The organism is Erysipelatoclostridium sp. MSK.7.34, from assembly GCF_019041935.1.
GTDB lineage: Bacteria > Bacillota_I > Bacilli_A > Erysipelotrichales > Coprobacillaceae > Thomasclavelia > Thomasclavelia ramosa.
Map to the genome: position 1 here is coordinate 17,517 of NZ_JAHPYJ010000012.1, position 17,979 is coordinate 35,495.

Here is a 17,979-nt window from a genome sequence, read left to right on the forward strand (position 1 = left end):
TTTATTTAAATGTAACGATATATCCTGCTGCAGTTCCTGACGAGTCGCTGTAAGGACTGCAGTACCATGTATGACCGGACGGACAGTTATTCTGTCCATAGCTTTTTGCATTTCTTTCAGCCGCTGCAATTGAGCCGTATTCACTAAACAGAAATATTTTTGATGGCGGCAGTACTGATGGAACCGGCTGACCGGGATTATTCGCTGTCTCATCTTTCTTATTTTCTTTCTTCGTACTGCTTTTTGATTCTTCTTTTTTTGTCCGGATATCATCCCTTTGTGATGAATCCTGACTGTTTTCAGGTGTTTTTGCATTAACTTTCAGTTTCAAAACAGCCTCTGCCTTATTTTTATGTCTGTCACTGACAGTATAGATGACCTCATATTCTCCAGGTTTAAGCTCTTCAGGAGCATCGATTTTAACCTCCAGAGAACCTTCTGCTTCATCGTACGCTTCCTTTACAAAAGAATTAAAATCTATACTGTCACCCTCTGTTATTTCCACATAGTCCGCTGTAAGAGTAAGTACAGGTTTAGTTGGATCAGCAAATTTTAATTTCAAAACAAATTCTTTCCTGTTTCCCCAGCCGTCTTTTGCAATATAGATATATGTATGCTCTCCAACAGTTGTCGCCTCAATGAGGGGAAATTCGATATCATCAACGTTGGTTTTTTTAATAAAGCTGACCGGATCTATTTTCACACCCAGCTCATACTCATCTTCAGTTTTTTTAAATTCAAGGTATATATTCCTATATGCCTCACTCTTCTGTTCTGTGTAATACCAGATTCCAAAAACCCCTGAAAGCAGCAGAAGGCATACAGCCGAAAAAATCATATTTCTTTTTACAATGTCTGTCATAGCATAAAATCCGGATCACCTGGATCATCATCAATTGCCTTGATAAATGCTGCCACAGCAGATTCATCGTCATACCCGTCAAGCACATCACCATACTGACTTCCGTTTTTATACGGGGCATATGATATATTTCCCCAGCAGTCTATGCCTCTTATAAGTTCATATCCCCTGTACGTGCATATCTTTTTAGGCTGTTCTTTTATTACCTCGATCAGAGTATCAATGTATTCAGGTTCCATGAAACTGCCATGACCGGCTCTTCTTTCAGTTTTTTTCAGTAACTCCAGATCAAAATTATCATGAATGAGATGCCAGTATCTGCTGTAAAGCTCATCTGTTTCATTGTCATTATTTATCCCTGTCCTTTCAGACTCTTCACACAGCTGCCTGTGCTCCTTTAAAAGTATCCGGCATTCATCAAGAATTAATTTCTGTTCATTAGTTAAATCATCCATACTGCTTTTACCTCCATTTTTTTGTACCAGTCACTGGTACATGTTATAAAATAAGAGAATCAGCACTTTAATTGCCGATTCTCCCAAAATCACTTATATGAGTTATCACACATAAGTTCTTTAAATTCATAGATTTCATCAAGGGTAAGCCACTGTGGTTTCGAATCTTCGTCAAAACTGTTATAAAGAGCTACCATATATTCAATTTGCAGCTGTTCATCGCCTGCCCAGAGATCCCTTGCATTTCTACCCCCGTTGCCAAGATAGTACTCACAGTCAGTGCGCATCCTGTCAAGCAGCATATATCGAAACTTTTCATCTTTATTCAGAATATCATCCATAATGTTACCTCCATTTTTGTACCAGTCACTGGTACATTTTAAAATAAAAGGCTCAGGAAATTCTTCCGAGCCTTTTTACTATGATCACTGATTATATCTTTTTCTGAAGAATTCGTACATTCCGTATGACACCATACCTAACGTACTTACTGACACTAAGGCGGCCATAGCACCTGTACTGGTATTATCTGATGTATTTACTCCTCCTGACGATGGTAAAAGTTCATCATACATAACTACATTCTGCACTTCACCTGTGTCTTTAATTTTAAAATCAATAGACTGTGCAATCTTGTATCCGTCTGGAGCGATAGTCTCAGATAACGTATATGTTTTACCAACAGTTAAGCTTCTGATAATATGAGGTTCAGATGTTGACACCCATTCATCAATAACATTTCCGTCCTTATCTTTAACAACCAGTGTCGCTCCCGGAAGCTCTTTATTTGTTGTAATATCCTGTTTAGATACTTCAACCCGGGTAATCTCATCAATCATTTCAACAGTTAAATTTTTATCTTCATCTGTTTTAAATGTAACCGGCTCGGCTGTTGCATATCCATCAGGACTCTTAAGCTCTGTAATAACATATTCCTGATCTTCAGCTGTACCTCTGATCATATGCGTTGTTTCATCACCGTTGATATCGATGTTATAATATTTAGTTTCACCATTTGCCTGCATTAAAAGTCTATAATCATCCCGTCCTTCATTTTTAGAAATTCTATAATATGTACTTGAATCATCTTCAATATCAACATACATATTACTAACAACTTCACCTGATGTAAGTTTAGTTTTCATATCCTCAGTTATATCGAAAATATGTTCACCACTTGTCCATTTATCAAGGACCTGTTTAGTTTTAGTACTTGTTACCTGGAATTCTCCTCCTTTTAAAAGTTTGTTGCCATCGTTTCCGTTTTTCGCAAACTCAACACTGAAATTCTTCATTTCAATATCCTGGATATCTCCATCTTTGACAGTGAACTCGATAGGTTTTGCTAAAACATAACCTTCTGGAGCATTTACCTCACGCCAGATATAATCACCAGTTGTCAATCCGTCGATTTCTAGATCATTATCATCTGTGATCCAGTTATAAACTTGTTCACCAGTTTTGGCATCTACGATTTCCATTGGAACACCGTAAAGATTGTCCCCATCAGCAGTTACCTTGCTGAAAACTGTTTTTGTTAATTCATTATTTATATTTAATTCATTAAAGTATGTCAGAGTTACAAAATCAGTCTGTTGGAATTGTACTTTTTTAGCACCGCCATCAAGAACAAAACCTTCAGGACTGTTCACTTCCTCAACTGCATATGTTCCCATAGGAAGACCGCTTAACTCTAATTTACCGTCTTTATCAGGTGTGTAGATACCATTTCCCAGTTCAGTACCAGTTAGCAGTTTTACTGTATCATCATTGCTTCCTTTACCCGAACCAGTAGTGACTGCATCTCCTTTAGAATATAATTTTTCTAAAGAAACACTATCATAGATATCATGATCTGCGGTAATCTTGAACTGTACTTTTGAAAAATCATAATCTGCCTTATTTACTGTATTTTCATTTTCAGAATTTTCAAGAGCTTTATTGATCTTTAAATTTCCAGTTGGTCTTATTTTATTTACTACAACTCTTTGAGTAACTTCATCTTTATTAATAGTTACTTTAAAAATCTTTTGTGTAATTGCATGCCCCCCTGGGACTTTTGTTTCGGTCAAAATATATTCACCTACAGGCAGATCTTCCACCTTGATTTTTCCATTTGTTACAGTAATATTTTCTTCATAGCCGTCATATGATGAAGATTTCAAATTAAACACTGCTCCATCAATCAGATCCCCAACATCATTAGTTTTCACAAGTTCAAGTTCACCAAAATCCATCCAGTCAATTTTTGTATATAATCTAGAATTATCAGGATCCCACGTCCAACTACCCTGCTGCTGTGCTGAATCTGTTCCTGTTTTTATCGCAAGTGCTGTAAAACGCTCACACCCGCTGCCTGTAACGTTGGTTAATGGCATATCGTCAGGACTGTTTTTCGCCGGTGCTGTAAAATAGAAACTTTCACCGCCGTGCACTGTTGCAGTACCGCCAGTCTGATCTGCATTTCCATTGATATAAATAGTTACATTGTCTGCAAGAGGAATGTTGATCGTAGAGCTCGAATTCCCCTCAAATGTCACAGTATTTGTAATCTGCTGTTTTGTACTTTTATCATACAATGCTGAAAAACTTGATATTATGCCATCTTGTTCACTAGGACTGAATTTTGGCTCTACAATATCAGGAAGATTTATAATGTTTCTGTAAATATTCATGATATTAGTACCATAGTTTCCGCCAAAGGCAGCGTTAAATCCTGCTTCACTGAATCCGTTCCAGTCTCCGCTGTAAGCACCGCTTAAGAAGATATGTGTAAGCAGATATGCAACATCTTCACTTGTCAGATAACTGTCATTAGGACAGATGCTTAATTTAAGATAGTCATATCCAACCTTTCCCTGAGCATTCGGATCACCCTGTCCCCAGGTTTTTAAAACATCACCCGGTCCTCCAAAACCGTAATACATCAGCTTTCTTACAGCTTCATTATTTTCAATTACATCAGCTGCATAATTGCCGTTTCCAGGTGTTTTCTTGCTTGATTCAAGGCAGTATGCCCACTTACCGTTATACTTGGTTGAATATGTACTCCAGCTGCTTAGGCCTGGTACTTTATTTCCCCACCATTCCGGATATTTTATTTTTTTAACTTTTGTAAATTCATGCGGAACAGTATTGTCCCATGCTTCTATATTACTGATCTGTGCAAACGACATTGAAAAGATCATCGTTAAAACAAACAGAATTTTAGAAATTTTTGAAACAGCTTTTTTCATCTGTTTTTCCTCCTTATCTTTTTATGATTTCATTAATACAGATGATGCAAGTTACGGCCAAAGGGATTATTTCCTATACTGTATTTAATTGTTTCAGCCAGCCAGCATCATAATACTTCTTTAATTCAGGTCTTACTCTCAGCCGCAGTGAGATACCCTAAAAACAAATAGACAGTCTTTCGACTGTCTATGGCTTGAATACCCATTTTTCTATTTTCATCTTAACCTCCTGTTTTAGCTTTTTTAATCAGCGGAATAAAAACTATCACTGCCAGTCCAGACATATATAATTCACAATTACTGTTATCACCCGTCTTAGCAGCGGTTACAGGCCAGTGTTTTGGATAAACGACAATATCATATTTCATGCCATTAGTTTCACTGCTTTCCTCATCAAATACAGGAACTGCAATAAGAGCAGGAGAGATATTATCATACTTGTTTATATCTTCAGCAGCAAGCAGATATATCCCGTTCTCCAGATTTTCAAATTTTACATATCCTGAACTGTCTGTATGTTTTATAATACCACTTATTTTTTTAGTCGATGCCTCCCTGAAAATACTCTCTGCAGCTTTTTGCATCTTATCAGCTGTTTCAAGCTCATTCAGATCAATACCGCATGTCTTAAGCTCACCTGTCAGCACATATTTACCATCAGCAGTTTCTCCGGCTTTTATCAGTTTTAAAGCAACATCACTGTTACTGGTTTTATTTCCGCTTTCTTCAAGATATACCGCTATCGAGCCTTTAGTTTTTTTTGTTTCTTCAGTATTTACAGTATTCTTTGAAACAAATCCTACAGAGAATACCAGGATAAATACTACAATGATTATTTTTCGCATCCTCTATCCCCCTTCATCTCTTTTTTTCTAAAAACAAATATACCAACTGCTGAAAAAACAACTGGCAGACTATAAAAAACAAATTCTCGAAATGAGATAATATTCTTTTTTATTTCCTTTTTTACCGATTCTTTATAAGAAATGCGGTAACCAGTAACAACCAGACGATGTGTATTCAATCCATATGGTGTACAGGTTATCAAAGAAACAAGGTCTTTATCATCCTGAATAGAGTAATTGACTTTTTCAGGCAGAACAGTTTCAATCCTGCTTATCTTATATGCCATTGTTTCATCAAGTACATTTACATAAAACAGATCACCCGTCTTAAGCTCATCCAGACGCGTAAACAATCGGCTTGACGGCAGTCCTCTATGTCCTGTAATAGCTGCATGGGTATTTTTACCACCCGTTGGAAAAGAACTGTCCTGTATATGGCCGGCTCCGGTACTAAGCACACTGTCACTCGTTCCATGATATATCGGCATGTTGACATTTATACACGGTATCTCTATACTGCCGATCATTCCGTTTCCAATATCAAGAATATCCTCATATTTAAATTCTCTGGAGGCAGGTATTCCCTTTTGATTCATATACAGCTCCATGTTCCATTTTTCAGCATCTTCAATCATGCAGCGCTTATCTTCAGCAGCTGTATCAGTCGTTTTTTCTTTATAAGTAGCTATCTGCCCAGTCTGTGACTTGGATTCAATACAATTGGAAATGACAGGATAGCTTACAAGTGCCAGTCCTGTCATAAAAATCACAATATCCTTTTTTAGAAATTTGAAAAGACTATTCTTTTTCATTTTTCTTCTTTTTAATCAGAACAGCTGCCATAACCGCTGTACCTGCACAGACTAATACTATAGTTGCAGCAGAACCGGTAGCAGGCAGTTTAGACCCGACTTTGTTTACTACTTTTATATTAAATGTACCCGTATCTACATTTGTTGATAGAGATTTCTCATACTCACTGTGTACCCCTGTATAAAACTCTTTAAATTTAGCTGTTGCCTCTAAACTTCTTAATGTTTTATCAGTTGCCCCGTCTCCTTTTATGTATTCTGTTCTGTTGTCTGCTCCATAAACAGCCTTTACATCTATTTCGATTGGATCCTTTAATAGTCTGTATCCATCCGGTGCCTTAGTTTCTTTAAGAAAATACACCTGTGAATCAAGGCCAATTATATTAAACGCACCGTTTTCGTCTGAGACTATTTCCACCGCTTCTGAAGGCGATGCACTTCCTGCTACACTGTCCCTGCTGATAACGGTGTATCCATCGCTCTTGGAAGCCTTTTTTACATATACCTCCTGAGTACAGTCTTTATCACTGTATAATTTAAACTTAGCTCCTTCTAGTTTTCTTTCTGGCACCTGATCATTTACTTTGATACCATTCATTCTAAATGTAAAACATACAACTGTATCCCATGGTGTCTCGCCTGTCTGTCCTGCACCATCAGCATCCGGGTTGTTACTGTACTCAAGTTTTACATCATTCTCAAATCCTGGACGCCCTGTATCAAGCTGAGCATCTTCGTTTAAAACAGCATCATATTCAATCAGAATCTTTTGACCATATACTTTTTCAGTTTCCGGTTTGCTCCCTGCTTCATCACTGTAGTAATACCTGTTTATCACCGCTTTTAGATCCATGATCTGAATCTGAAATGTTTCACCGTCATCAATACCTTCAGTAACCACACGATAGTCTGTATCTTTTTGAAGCGTCATGCTTCCTATCTTAACTTTTACACTGTCTGGAACAAAAGTAAGTGCACTGTTCATTTTATCGTGGACTGCATAATAATACGTATCATAACCGTTCATATCAGGTACATATGAATTATACCGGTAGGGAACTGTCTGCCCTATTTCAAAGTCGGCCACATCATTCCATCCATCACTGTTTATCCCGATATTTTTTCTATTGTCATCTTCCTGGATCTGTTTCTGAATAACCGGGAAATCCGACTTTATATCGACTGTCATATCTGGATTAGAAGTGTTTACCATACAAAGCGATGCTGCACTGTGTGTACCCTCAACATTTGTGACTTCGTCAATGAGATACCATCCATAATCGACATCCAGGGTATAGCTTTCTTCAGTGCCTTCTGGAACTTTCACTGCTTCATCATTTATATAAAAACTGAATTTCCCATCCTCGCTTCTTAATGAAACCTTTAAAGGATCTTCAATTTTTCTGTATCCCGCAGGCGCCTTTGTCTCAAGAAGGTAATACTCTCCTGCTACTATTCGGTCAAAATTTACTCTTCCATTCTCATCTGTTGTCCCCTTTCCAATCGGATCGGTACAGTCTTTATCCCTGTACAAAGTAAATTCTGCATCTTCCAGTGTTTTGCCGGCATCATTCTTTTTAACAAGTCTTAAGTTCCACAAGTTGATCTCGTTTTTAACAGTAACTGTCAAATCACCATTTTCATCAATAAAAAAAGCACCGCTGCTTTCGGTACTGTTCATATCTGAAACCGATGCATTTCCAAGACTGTCGATTTCAAAATAATATTTAGTTTCATTCAGCTTATAACCTTCAGGAGCCTTTACTTCACAAATATAATACAGCGACGGCTTCAGTCTGCTCAATTCTGCTTCTCCGTTTTTATTACTTACCAGGCTTCCTGCCGTTTTATCAGCAGTAGCATCATAAATTTCAAACTTCGCATCTTTAAGCGCTTCGCCTGTATCTTTATCGACTTTTTTTATTTTGAACCGGTTTGGACGGTCTGTAACATTCAGTTCGCTGCTCACTATATCAGCAGAGTTGTTTTCTGCAGTCAGATTGAACTCAATATCTTTGCCGGTATGATATCCATCAGGCGGCTTCACCTCACTAAGAATATACTGTCCCAGATGAAGACCATTTAACTCACCATACCCGTTTTCATCCGTTGTAAGTGTTCCTGCCAGATCTCCCGCTTTATTTATAACAGTTCCCTGAGGGGAGAGAATATCATTTTTTGCAGTAATGTTATAAACTGCACCTCCCAGTTTTTTTCCTGTCTCTTCATCACTTTTGACAACCGAGACTTTACCCATAATACGGTTGTTAACTGCATTCATTACAGGCGCTTCCGGGGTGTAGGACGTTGTAAAACTTACCTTGTTTTCCTGACTTGCAGTATTGTAGTAAGCATGAATATAGTACTCGCCGTCTTCCGGCATCTGTTTCCATGCCCGCCATACTCCATCACTGTCCTTAGAAAGTTCGAGCCACTGAATGTCATCCTGTCCTCCTGCCACAGACCATGTCGGGAACTTTACAAGCGTTACCGCTTCAGGAACTCCAGACACTTCAAATAAAATATTATGCCTGTCCATCAGCATTGACGAAAATTTAACAGTTACTTCCTGCCCTTCCATCTGAGCATTGAATACCTTCCTTTCCTCAGCATCATAGAGACTGAATTCCTTGATATAACGGCTCGATTCACTGTAACCATCTGGTACAGTTTCTTCTATCCTGAATTTTCCTTCATTTGTATCTGTACGCTGAAGCATACCGCTTTTATATACCTGATTCTGTGCGTCATAGCTCAGAGAAGCAAACTGTTCAAATGTATTTGAATTTTTATTCCACTGCTTCAACTCGAATCCTGCATTAGCCACATTTTCTCCAAAATTATCACTTTTGCTTATTTGTATCTCAGTTCCATGAATCCACTTTATCTGAGTATATAATTTCATAACATCTGGATCCCATACCCACGTTCCTTCAGTCTGATTAGAACCCGAACCAGTTTTTATTGCTAAAGCTGTAAACCTGCCACACTGACTCCCGGTTACGTTAGTCAAAGGCATATCCGACGATCCGTTCAAAGGGGCAGTAAAATAAAAACTCTGTCCTCCATATACAACTGCCGTACCGCCAGTCTGCGTTGCTGTTGTTCCTGCAATATGTATAGTAACATCACTGTTGAGAGGTATATTGACCGTTGCACCATTTCCTGCATCAAATTTAACAGTATTTGTAATTTGAATATTATTTGCTATATCTAAATTAGCAGTAAAACTAGAAATTATTCCATCCTGTGAAGGACTTGGTGTAAATCTTGCATATCCCGGCTCCGGCAACGCAACTATCCTTCTGCATATATTCATTATGTTAGTGCCATATGTTCCTCCAAAAGCAGCATTGAATCCTGACTCACTGAATCCATTCCAGTCCCCGCTGTAGGCACCGCTCAAAAATATATGTGTCAGCAAATATTTAACATCATCATTAGTAAGATAACTGTCATTAGGACATATTGCTGCTTTTAAATCATATCCTGGAGCAAATTCTCCTGTAGCACCGGGACCTCCAAAGCCATAGTACATAAGTTTTCTTACAGCTTCGTTATTTTCAATAACCTCGCCAACATACTGCCCGTTTGGTGGAGTATTCTTACTTGATTCAAGACAGTATGCCCACTGTCCGTTATATTTTGTCGAATATGTACTCCATCCCCTCAAGCCTGGTACTTTTCTTGCCCACCATTCTGGATAGCGAATATTTTTTACTCTGGTAAATTCGTGCGGTATGCTGCTGTCCCATGCCTTTACGCTGATCTGATTACTAAACGACAGGGAAAACATCGTCAGGAGCACCATTACTGTTTTGCACATTACAGAAAACATTGATTTCTTCTTCATAAATACGCTTATCCTTTACTATATTTGCCTTTTATCGTCGTGCTTAGGACTATTTATTATGATGCAAGTTTAAAACATCATTTTACTTCTCTGATATAGGTTTTACATTCAAACACATTGAATAACCATTCAAATAAAAAAGACAATCTTTCGATTGCCTTATCTATGGTTTGAATATCCATTTTAATTTATACATATTTAAATTAATCCAAAACTACTTTTCATACCCACCATAATGATATCTTCCATGTATACCATATTCATTTCCTGTACAGCTAAAGTCATTTTCAAGTTTATTTACTGCATCCCTCGATGAAACAGTTGACTCTGTTCTAAAATGGCACCAATAACATTCAGCCCAGTAAACCCATACTTTCGGCGGTTGAACCGGTTTATTTTCACTGCTTCCACCTGTATTTCCACCTGTGCTTCCGCCCGTTGATCCTCCAGTATTTCCGCCTGATGACGAACCACCTGAGCTTGAACCACCGCTGTTTCCTCCGGTTGATCCTCCACCTGAAGGCTTATTACTACCGCCTGTGTTTCCTCCAGTCGTTCCGCTGTTCCCTCCTGCTGTTCCTGACGAATTAGAAGAACCTGTTCCGCCTGACGATCCTGAACCGCTGCTTACTACCTTATTCCCTCCGGCATCTGTTTTCTTCTTAACTGTATTCTTTATACTCTTTGTCCCATCTGGATTAGTAACTTCTTCCTGTACTACCACCTCATCAGAAGCTACTGCCGGCGATGTAGTAACAGTTACTTTTACATCTTTTTCAGTTTTGTTTTCATATTTGTCCTGAATAGACACTTTTAATGTATATTCACCTGGCACATTTGCATCTATACCTGAAAGATCAAATGTATAATCACTTATTTCAGAAAAATCAGTAACTGGCAACAGTGATTTAAAATCAAAAGTATTTAAATCCGTTCCCTGCAGGATTTCTATGTTTTCAGGTGCTGTCAAGGATGGGGCTTTAGTATCCTTTACCTCTACCTTTTGTTTAAAAGTATCCCCGTAATATTTTAACTCAATGGTATATTTTCCAACAGCCGGATATTCTTTTTCTTCTACACCTGTGACATTGCCTGCTTCATCCTTGATTTCAACCTTTTCATTTTTTAAATCCGAAGTAATTTTTGTGTTATGCTGCAGAGTATGAACATCTTCTTTATCAAGTCCATTCGTTTTGACCAGATTTTCAAATTTTGGTTCATATTTTTCACCATATTCAACAGTAATCGTCTTACTGTTCTTTAATAAAAGCTCCGGCGCTGTATCTCTAAGTGCCCAGTAAGTACCACCCCCAACAGCTGCAATAATAACCGCTGCAGTTACACCTGCAGCAATTTTTTTATTTTTTGTATCCAAGTATTTTTCAATAACCTTCATTTTACCTCATTCTCCTTATCCCTAATTTTATTATATATATCTATTTAATTTTTTTCAATCTGCTTAGACAGTATAGAAACTCTAATACCTCTATATTATTTGATTTCAATACTATGAATTTTTAGAAAATAATAATTATTAGCTGTATATATCAATCCGCCGAGATGGGGAGTTCTCTACTGTTTATTTACAGGCGGATTAATTACAACAAAAAATGTACCAGTGACTGGTACATTACTTCATATATTCTGTTTAGGAACATCTCTGTTTCCTGTATACTTCTGTATGATACCATATTATCACTTTTTTTAGTCATTGTAAATGCCAACTTTGTGCCACTTTTTTGCCACCTTTTGTGCCAACTTTGTGCCAACTCATTATTATTTTCATAAATTTTATCATTATATTAGTTGTTTTCCTAAATTTTTTCTCATTTTATAAATTTATACCAATGAATTTTCACCCCTTGACAAGCTTATTTTTTTGAACTTTTTTGAAATTTTTTTAATATATTTTTCTTGTTAAAATCCGTTTTTTAGGTCTTTAAAGTTTTTTTGCAATAAATCTTTCATTCTGCAAAATTTTTATCTGTTTAAACGTACTGCTGTCTTTTCAAATACACATCCTGAGTATAATAGTTTTTTGTATATTTGTCGTAATGATACAGTACCAGTTTTATGTCATACAGGCTGCAGAAATTTATCACTTCTACAAGCGCCACTGTCAGTCCTGTTACATAGACGTCCAGTTCAATATCTCTATATTCACGAATCCCATGTCTCTTCATTAATGCATCGACTGCCTTTTTAATTGACATTTGCATATAGTACATATTCTTAACATCTCTAAGCTCTTTATTGAAAATACATCCTTCTATATCTTCAAATTTATGTCTTCCTTTAAACAGCTCAACAGCTATTCTTTCCATTCCTTTCACCTCAACTTTAACATTTGTACCAGTCACTGGTACATTTTTATACTAAGTATCCATTAACCTGGATCTTCTTTTCGTATTTCTCAAGTAATTCAATAGACTCATCTAACAGAGCAGCTAATTCTTTCAGTATGTACCCTGATTATTTGTTATCTCACTCTTGATCACGTCATCTAAATATTCAACTTCTTCAATTTCCATGACATCTGTAACCCCCAGTATTGTTTCAACAAAGATACACCCGTAATTGTACAGATGACACTTTACAAGTGTATCGTTATAACCGTTTCTCAACGAGGGAGTGTTTACATATTCTTCATAACTTATTGCCTTTATTGTATTGCACATTTTTACTGTCTCCTTTGCAAGTTTAAATTCAAATCATCATCATATTATTAATAATTATCCAATTAAAATATACACTTATACGCTGTTGCAAAACCGCTTAACAGACTCAGCATAGTAAATACAAGAATTTTTGATTCCAACCTAATATCACCCACTCCCTTCATCTTGCTAATAACTACTAAAAAAACAATCAATCGATTTGTCAGAACTATCGCAATCAATACGGCCAGATCGTCATTCCAGTCATCTCTATATTTTCCTTGCTTTCTTTATGTACCAGTCACTGGTACATTCTTCCTTTGTTAATTTACTCACCTTTCTTTTTTATCCGCTATTAAAATAGATTTCTTATATTGCTGCACTCTTTAATCATAACAATCATTTCATTTGCTTTTTCTTCTACTGTGTTACAAAATCCACCAACTGCTTTTTCCTTATCTATGTCAGCTTGGAATATATATTCTTCGCTACTTGTACAATAAGGCATCAAATAATTAATTGTACATACATTATCAGATACTGTGATATTTGTAATTTCTATTTCTTCATTTTTCAATGGTTTGAATACTTTTTTCCAATACTTCTCTAACTTTTTATCTGGTGAAATAGTATTACTGTTTTGTGGATCATCATTTTTACCAGGTTTAACTCCAATACTCATCAAATGTGATTCTAAATCATTTTCAGACCATTCAATAATCTTAAAATTATATACATCAGCATTTTTTCCATAAACAACTTTATTTTTTAAGTTACTAAGATGCTTTTCTGCACCTTTTAGTGTTTTAAAAATTTTCGGCTTTTGCATATTAATGTCGCAGCTTGGATAAAGATAACATCCATCCATATCACTATATGTTCCTGCATAAATATCCCTATCATATTTGATTACATACATTTTCATTCCACCTCTTTTTCTAACTATCTTCTAAAACACTTTTTAGTATCGAACGCACATAGTAATACGCATTCTCACGCTCTTTATTCTTTTCTTTTGCATAGCCATATCCATGATCTATATATTTTCCATTACCTCTTAAAAAAAGCTCGCCGTCTGTATAAAAGAAATATCTGAATGAAAATCTAAATTGCTTATAATCAATTTGAATCCTACCTAAATCAATATATGATATACTTGCCTTAATATCGGAATCCACCTTATTAATTTCACTTTGTACATGACCCTCTATTAATTCTTCATATTTCTTTTCATAGTGTCTTAGTTCCGCTTTTAACTTTTCAATTTTATTCATTTTCTTCACCATTCCATCTTATAACTAGTAAGATCATCACTGACCAAAACTAAAGCCGCATTTATTACAGTTCCACCACAAGTGATTATTATAGTAATTTCTGACATAGTGTACTTTACCACCGCAGTTACATAGAACAGTTCCTTCACGGCCAGCTTCAGGTATCTGTTCATTAACAAATATTATTTTTTCTACGAATATATTTAATTCATATTCTCCAAAGTTTCCCGACTTTATTGTATTGCCCATACTTTTACCCTTTGCAATTTAAACTCTACCAGATTATTTTTCTAATTATTTCAGTCACTTCCATTAAAACATATATAACTGCACAGCAACTTAACAGACTGAGTATAGCAAATGCAAGCATTTTTAATCCCTGTTTGATATTATCCGCTTCCTCCATCTTATTCATAAACACTGAAAAGCCAGTCATTCCAAATATAAAAGTCGACACGGCAACACCGACCAGAACCGCTTCAATAATCATAATCATTTTTATCCCTTCCTTTTTATAAACTGTTTTACTCATTCTGTACTGTTTAACTATATTTTCATTTTTAATTTAACTTCTTCATTATAATTTTTCTATCAAGACGTTGAAACGAAGTAATATTACTACTATAATAGAATTATATTTTTGAAAGGTGGATTTTATTTAATGTTTGAAATTTTTTTTGCACCTATTGTTGCTTTTTTAATTGATTTTGTTGGAAACTCAATCCTTAACAAATTTCTTAAAAAGAAAGTCAGTGAAAAAGAAGCAGTAAAAACAAGATATCAGCAGATAACTCGCAAATCAGTTACACAAAATAATACAAATGGTAATTTAAGTAACCAACTAGTAAAAAATAATTCATTTTCCAATAACGGTAATGTGACTTTAAATCTCACAAACAAACAGTACAAAACAACATACAACCACTATTATTCTCGTACTACTTCTTCAGGAAATGACTCTTTTTCAAGCCTGTTGTTATTCATAATTACGGTCATCGCCATAACTATTATTATCGCACTTATTTTTCTGTTTTTTAGAAAAGTATGTCAAAACTATGATCTTGTTTTATTAATTTTTACTGGTGCTTTGTTAGTTTTGCATAAAGTTTTTTTTGTACGATCAATCAGACAAGATAAATCGTTATATTTGCAAAAAGATAAATATTTACTTTTTTCTTTTCTTATTTTAATTTTATCTTCAATATACATGACACATTTCTTTATGCCTGATGCTTACTGGAACACTGTAACATTAGCAGTACAGAATGTACCTGATGATTTCTTTTCAATTTTGAAAGATCCAAGTTTCTTTTCCAATTTAGGTATACCACAAAATTTCATTTATGCTTACGTTCTTATAAATATCGGCCAGATACTTTTGGCTGTAATTCCTTTAATCGACATAATCTTTGCATCGCGCAAGAAAAAGTTACTACTGGTATCTGCAAATAGTTCTGTATACAGTTGGGGGTTGATTATATTTATTGCATTTTTTATAATTTTTCCAAATTATCTATTTTCTTATATGTAATAACAGTAATCTTATATAAAGTATATAAGAAATCACAGCATTATTTAGACTGTTTAATTTTACTAATAATAAACTTCAGAATGTACCAGTGACTGGTACATTTTTATTCATGCTTTTTCAGTTATGGCTGTTCAGAACAAAAACAGATAATAACCAAGTGCAGCAAAAAGTGAAAGTAAAATTGCGTCGCAAACTCCTATAAACATTACTGTGGAAAGAGAATATTTATGCCCATCAACTGACATAGCTTCCCATAAATCTCTGATAAAAATTACTATCCTTGCAATTTTATTACTGCAACTGTCCGAATGATGAATATGTTTGAAATAAGATCCTATTTCATATACTGCATCTTCTATCCATCTGTATATAGGATATAGACAAACTGCTAAACATACTGCTATATAAATAATTTTTAATATTTCTTTCATATCTTTACTTCTCCCCTATGATATTTATTTTTAGTTATGCCTAATTACTATCTCATCTATGTTTACCTCTAATGCATCTGCAATAGCTATTACAGTAGATATTGTTGGCTCTTTTATTTCTCCATTTAATATTTTTTTTAAATTTGTACGATCATAATTTGTCATTTTTGATAATTTATATACTGTTATATTTTTTTCTTTCATAAGTTCAATTATTTTCATCGTATTCATAAATTTATCCAAGGGATCAATAATAATTTTCCCATTTTCTTTAGCCCACTTTTCAAACTCAGCTCTATCAATTATCGTCTTTTCGCCATGTCCTTCAGATTTAAACAATATATCTTTTTTATATAATTTTTTTCTACTGTCTGCATCATCATAAATCTTGTCTTTGTTTTCGTTCATAATTTTCACCTCTTCCTTTGTACCAGTCACTGGTACATTTATTATTTAAGCCAGTAACATTTTATTTCATTGAACACCTGCGTTTTAAAGTGCCCTAACGCTCTTTCTCTAAAATAAAAAACGAACAAGTAACCCACTAATTCCTGTACAACAGCATCTATAGAATTCCAGGAACATCCTATTTTTGTAGTTCCTATTCTTAATATTTCTGTTTGCCCTTTATCGCTAACAATATAATCATAATCTTCTATTCCAAATGCCTCACATATCGGCTTAATTTTTTTTAATACTTCCGCACGTTTTTCTTGAAGATATTTCAAGTAATCACTCATTTTTCGTTCACCCCGCCCTTTTCTGTCTCAAACCAATATTCAACATCCTCATCAGTATGTTCCTCACAGTATCTTTCTGCTTCACTTTTTGTATAAAATACAATATCTGTTTCTATTGGCTCCGATATTGCAACCTTCTTTTCACATGGGATTTCATAATAATCAGTCATATCAGGATTATAGACAGTTTTAGTCCCTATATATGTACCATAACATTGATACCAGATTATATAGTTGTTTTTCACAACACCTATTCCATTTTTTTCTAAATATTTTTCATAGTCTGAATTAAATTTATCCATTTCCTCTCCTCCCCTCAAAAACTTTTCTCTTTCTGCAGTACAGTGAATACAGACCATTATTTTTTACTTTTAAGACACTGTATCCGCTCCCCTTTAATTCTTCATATAGAATCCGCACCCGTTCTTCGGTCAAATCACGTTGATAAAGAAAATATTTCCTTTTTATAAGACTATCCGTTGGCTTGCCACCTGAAGCTTCTTTTGGTTCGCTAAATGTACCAGTCACTGGTACATTTAGCTCTTCAGAGTAATAGTTTCTTTCTTCTTTCTCTTCAAATACAAGTTCCGTAAATTTTTCTCCGCGCTGATATTTAAGTAAAATAGGTAATATATCAGCCATTACTTCCTTATTATCTGCATCTAGATAACCTCCGACAACTGACCTGCAGATTATTGCGCCATCGTTATCAGTAATTACAGTGCTGTACTGATAATTCTGTATAATGAATTTTGCGATATTCTCTGCCGTACCTTTAAAATAATATTTTTTATCCTGGAACTCAGTGATGTGCCCCAGATACACACGTTCTTCTCTCATGCTTTATCCTCGCCTTCATACACTTCGACGTTCAGTAAAAGAGCCATATTAAACAATGCTTTAGAGGCAAGACGAGCTCGTGATCGCGGACTCTTGTTCAACATTTCATCGATTTCAATATTTCTTAAAAACTTCACATATTTATAATAGATATATTCAAGCTCATCTTTATCACTCAGCTTGGATATCGCTTTAAGAACTTTTTGAATATATTCAAGCTGACGGTCCCGCCTGTCTATTTTATTAATTTCCTTTGCATCGTAATTCAGACAGTTTATAATGCTTATAACAGAATCATTTCCTGTACCGCTGCCTATTTCATAAATATCCTTGAATTCGTGCAGTTTATACAGATCACTGAAATGCTCCATTTCATGCCTGGCAGCCTGAATACTTTTATTTTTATCCAAAAGATCTATATAACTCATTACAATCCCCCCTCT

The 17,979-nt window shown here is 35.3% G+C and carries 21 protein-coding genes; 1 reads left to right on the top strand and 20 read right to left on the bottom strand.

Annotated features, from left to right (window positions below):
- Position 1 precedes the first annotated feature (1 nt).
- From KTF99_RS09440 to KTF99_RS09505, 14 genes are all read right to left on the bottom strand, one after another.
- Entirely contained in the window at positions 2 to 862 is an 861-nt protein-coding gene (locus tag KTF99_RS09440; RefSeq protein WP_009301140.1) for a hypothetical protein, read from the bottom strand.
- A complete protein-coding gene (locus KTF99_RS09445) occupies positions 859 to 1,317 on the bottom strand; it encodes a hypothetical protein (protein WP_009301141.1) in 459 nt (152 codons plus the stop codon). The genes KTF99_RS09440 and KTF99_RS09445 overlap by 4 nt, the downstream gene beginning before the upstream one ends.
- Positions 1,318 to 1,406: 89 nt before the next feature.
- Positions 1,407 to 1,658, bottom strand: coding sequence for an LPD11 domain-containing protein (locus KTF99_RS09450; protein ID WP_009301142.1), 252 nt, complete (start codon positions 1,656 to 1,658; stop codon positions 1,407 to 1,409).
- An 84-nt stretch (positions 1,659 to 1,742) separates the two neighbouring features.
- Entirely contained in the window at positions 1,743 to 4,553 is a 2,811-nt protein-coding gene (locus KTF99_RS09455) for a SpaA isopeptide-forming pilin-related protein (protein ID WP_029481017.1), read from the bottom strand.
- 221 nt (positions 4,554 to 4,774) lie between these two features.
- Positions 4,775 to 5,398, bottom strand: coding sequence for a hypothetical protein (locus KTF99_RS09460; protein WP_009301144.1), 624 nt, complete (start codon positions 5,396 to 5,398; stop codon positions 4,775 to 4,777).
- A complete protein-coding gene (locus tag KTF99_RS09465; protein ID WP_009301145.1) occupies positions 5,386 to 6,210 on the bottom strand; it encodes a class C sortase in 825 nt (274 codons plus the stop codon). Before KTF99_RS09465 ends, KTF99_RS09460 begins: the two co-directional genes overlap by 13 nt.
- Entirely contained in the window at positions 6,197 to 10,063 is a 3,867-nt protein-coding gene (locus tag KTF99_RS09470; protein WP_029481031.1) for a SpaA isopeptide-forming pilin-related protein, read from the bottom strand. Before KTF99_RS09470 ends, KTF99_RS09465 begins: the two co-directional genes overlap by 14 nt.
- A gap of 214 nt (positions 10,064 to 10,277) precedes the next feature.
- Positions 10,278 to 11,459, bottom strand: a complete 1,182-nt coding sequence (locus tag KTF99_RS09475; RefSeq protein WP_009301148.1) for a hypothetical protein — start codon at positions 11,457 to 11,459, stop codon at positions 10,278 to 10,280.
- Between the two features lie 592 nt (positions 11,460 to 12,051).
- Positions 12,052 to 12,387, bottom strand: a complete 336-nt coding sequence (locus KTF99_RS09480) for a hypothetical protein (protein ID WP_009301149.1) — start codon at positions 12,385 to 12,387, stop codon at positions 12,052 to 12,054.
- Between the two features lie 132 nt (positions 12,388 to 12,519).
- The gene (locus KTF99_RS09485; RefSeq protein ID WP_233521040.1) at positions 12,520 to 12,687 is read right to left on the bottom strand and encodes a hypothetical protein; all 168 of its coding nucleotides are present in this window, start codon (positions 12,685 to 12,687) and stop codon (positions 12,520 to 12,522) included.
- Positions 12,688 to 13,075: 388 nt separating this feature from the next.
- The gene (locus KTF99_RS09490) at positions 13,076 to 13,639 is read right to left on the bottom strand and encodes a hypothetical protein (protein ID WP_009301151.1); all 564 of its coding nucleotides are present in this window, start codon (positions 13,637 to 13,639) and stop codon (positions 13,076 to 13,078) included.
- A gap of 19 nt (positions 13,640 to 13,658) precedes the next feature.
- Complete coding sequence (locus KTF99_RS09495; RefSeq protein ID WP_009301152.1) at positions 13,659 to 13,994, bottom strand: hypothetical protein; 336 nt, start codon at positions 13,992 to 13,994, stop codon at positions 13,659 to 13,661.
- 36 nt (positions 13,995 to 14,030) lie between these two features.
- A complete protein-coding gene (locus KTF99_RS09500; RefSeq protein ID WP_009301153.1) occupies positions 14,031 to 14,243 on the bottom strand; it encodes a hypothetical protein in 213 nt (70 codons plus the stop codon).
- A 25-nt stretch (positions 14,244 to 14,268) separates the two neighbouring features.
- Entirely contained in the window at positions 14,269 to 14,526 is a 258-nt protein-coding gene (locus tag KTF99_RS09505) for a hypothetical protein (protein ID WP_009301154.1), read from the bottom strand.
- 129 nt (positions 14,527 to 14,655) lie between these two features.
- On the opposite strand from KTF99_RS09505, the gene KTF99_RS09510 reads away from it, so the two are divergent.
- On the top strand, positions 14,656 to 15,525 hold the full coding sequence (locus tag KTF99_RS09510; protein WP_009301155.1) for a hypothetical protein: 870 nt from the start codon (positions 14,656 to 14,658) through the stop codon (positions 15,523 to 15,525).
- 131 nt (positions 15,526 to 15,656) lie between these two features.
- Here KTF99_RS09510 and KTF99_RS09515 read toward each other — a convergent pair whose 3' ends face one another.
- The 6 genes from KTF99_RS09515 to KTF99_RS09540 are packed head-to-tail and all read right to left on the bottom strand — an operon-like array spanning position 15,657 to position 17,964.
- On the bottom strand, positions 15,657 to 15,956 hold the full coding sequence (locus KTF99_RS09515) for a hypothetical protein (RefSeq protein WP_009301156.1): 300 nt from the start codon (positions 15,954 to 15,956) through the stop codon (positions 15,657 to 15,659).
- A gap of 30 nt (positions 15,957 to 15,986) precedes the next feature.
- Positions 15,987 to 16,364 (bottom strand): helix-turn-helix domain-containing protein, encoded by a 378-nt coding sequence (locus KTF99_RS09520; protein ID WP_009301157.1) that lies wholly within the window; start codon positions 16,362 to 16,364, stop codon positions 15,987 to 15,989.
- A gap of 41 nt (positions 16,365 to 16,405) precedes the next feature.
- Positions 16,406 to 16,696, bottom strand: a complete 291-nt coding sequence (locus KTF99_RS09525; protein ID WP_009301158.1) for a hypothetical protein — start codon at positions 16,694 to 16,696, stop codon at positions 16,406 to 16,408.
- Positions 16,693 to 16,998 carry a hypothetical protein gene (locus KTF99_RS09530; RefSeq protein ID WP_009301159.1) on the bottom strand — a complete coding sequence of 102 codons (306 nt, stop codon included), beginning with the start codon at positions 16,996 to 16,998 and terminating at the stop codon, positions 16,693 to 16,695. Before KTF99_RS09530 ends, KTF99_RS09525 begins: the two co-directional genes overlap by 4 nt.
- Entirely contained in the window at positions 16,991 to 17,536 is a 546-nt protein-coding gene (locus tag KTF99_RS09535; protein WP_009301160.1) for a hypothetical protein, read from the bottom strand. Before KTF99_RS09535 ends, KTF99_RS09530 begins: the two co-directional genes overlap by 8 nt.
- Positions 17,533 to 17,964, bottom strand: a complete 432-nt coding sequence (locus tag KTF99_RS09540) for a hypothetical protein (RefSeq protein WP_009301161.1) — start codon at positions 17,962 to 17,964, stop codon at positions 17,533 to 17,535. The genes KTF99_RS09535 and KTF99_RS09540 overlap by 4 nt, the downstream gene beginning before the upstream one ends.
- Positions 17,965 to 17,979: the final 15 nt, after the last annotated feature.

Excerpts from the sequence above, each read along its gene's own strand:
- KTF99_RS09440 (WP_009301140.1), bottom strand. The coding sequence starts at position 862 with ATGACAGACATTGTAAAAAGAAATATGATTTTTTCGGCTGTATGCCTT.
- KTF99_RS09445 (WP_009301141.1), bottom strand. The coding sequence starts at position 1,317 with ATGGATGATTTAACTAATGAACAGAAATTAATTCTTGATGAATGCCGG.
- KTF99_RS09450 (WP_009301142.1), bottom strand. The coding sequence starts at position 1,658 with ATGGATGATATTCTGAATAAAGATGAAAAGTTTCGATATATGCTGCTT.
- KTF99_RS09455 (WP_029481017.1), bottom strand. The coding sequence starts at position 4,553 with ATGAAAAAAGCTGTTTCAAAAATTTCTAAAATTCTGTTTGTTTTAACG.
- KTF99_RS09460 (WP_009301144.1), bottom strand. The coding sequence starts at position 5,398 with ATGCGAAAAATAATCATTGTAGTATTTATCCTGGTATTCTCTGTAGGA.
- KTF99_RS09465 (WP_009301145.1), bottom strand. The coding sequence starts at position 6,210 with ATGAAAAAGAATAGTCTTTTCAAATTTCTAAAAAAGGATATTGTGATT.
- KTF99_RS09470 (WP_029481031.1), bottom strand. The coding sequence starts at position 10,063 with ATGAAGAAGAAATCAATGTTTTCTGTAATGTGCAAAACAGTAATGGTG.
- KTF99_RS09475 (WP_009301148.1), bottom strand. The coding sequence starts at position 11,459 with ATGAAGGTTATTGAAAAATACTTGGATACAAAAAATAAAAAAATTGCT.
- KTF99_RS09480 (WP_009301149.1), bottom strand. The coding sequence starts at position 12,387 with ATGGAAAGAATAGCTGTTGAGCTGTTTAAAGGAAGACATAAATTTGAA.
- KTF99_RS09490 (WP_009301151.1), bottom strand. The coding sequence starts at position 13,639 with ATGTATGTAATCAAATATGATAGGGATATTTATGCAGGAACATATAGT.
- KTF99_RS09495 (WP_009301152.1), bottom strand. The coding sequence starts at position 13,994 with ATGAATAAAATTGAAAAGTTAAAAGCGGAACTAAGACACTATGAAAAG.
- KTF99_RS09500 (WP_009301153.1), bottom strand. The coding sequence starts at position 14,243 with ATGGGCAATACAATAAAGTCGGGAAACTTTGGAGAATATGAATTAAAT.
- KTF99_RS09505 (WP_009301154.1), bottom strand. The coding sequence starts at position 14,526 with ATGAGTAAAACAGTTTATAAAAAGGAAGGGATAAAAATGATTATGATT.
- KTF99_RS09510 (WP_009301155.1), top strand. The coding sequence starts at position 14,656 with ATGTTTGAAATTTTTTTTGCACCTATTGTTGCTTTTTTAATTGATTTT.
- KTF99_RS09515 (WP_009301156.1), bottom strand. The coding sequence starts at position 15,956 with ATGAAAGAAATATTAAAAATTATTTATATAGCAGTATGTTTAGCAGTT.
- KTF99_RS09520 (WP_009301157.1), bottom strand. The coding sequence starts at position 16,364 with ATGAACGAAAACAAAGACAAGATTTATGATGATGCAGACAGTAGAAAA.
- KTF99_RS09525 (WP_009301158.1), bottom strand. The coding sequence starts at position 16,696 with ATGAGTGATTACTTGAAATATCTTCAAGAAAAACGTGCGGAAGTATTA.
- KTF99_RS09530 (WP_009301159.1), bottom strand. The coding sequence starts at position 16,998 with ATGGATAAATTTAATTCAGACTATGAAAAATATTTAGAAAAAAATGGA.
- KTF99_RS09535 (WP_009301160.1), bottom strand. The coding sequence starts at position 17,536 with ATGAGAGAAGAACGTGTGTATCTGGGGCACATCACTGAGTTCCAGGAT.
- KTF99_RS09540 (WP_009301161.1), bottom strand. The coding sequence starts at position 17,964 with ATGAGTTATATAGATCTTTTGGATAAAAATAAAAGTATTCAGGCTGCC.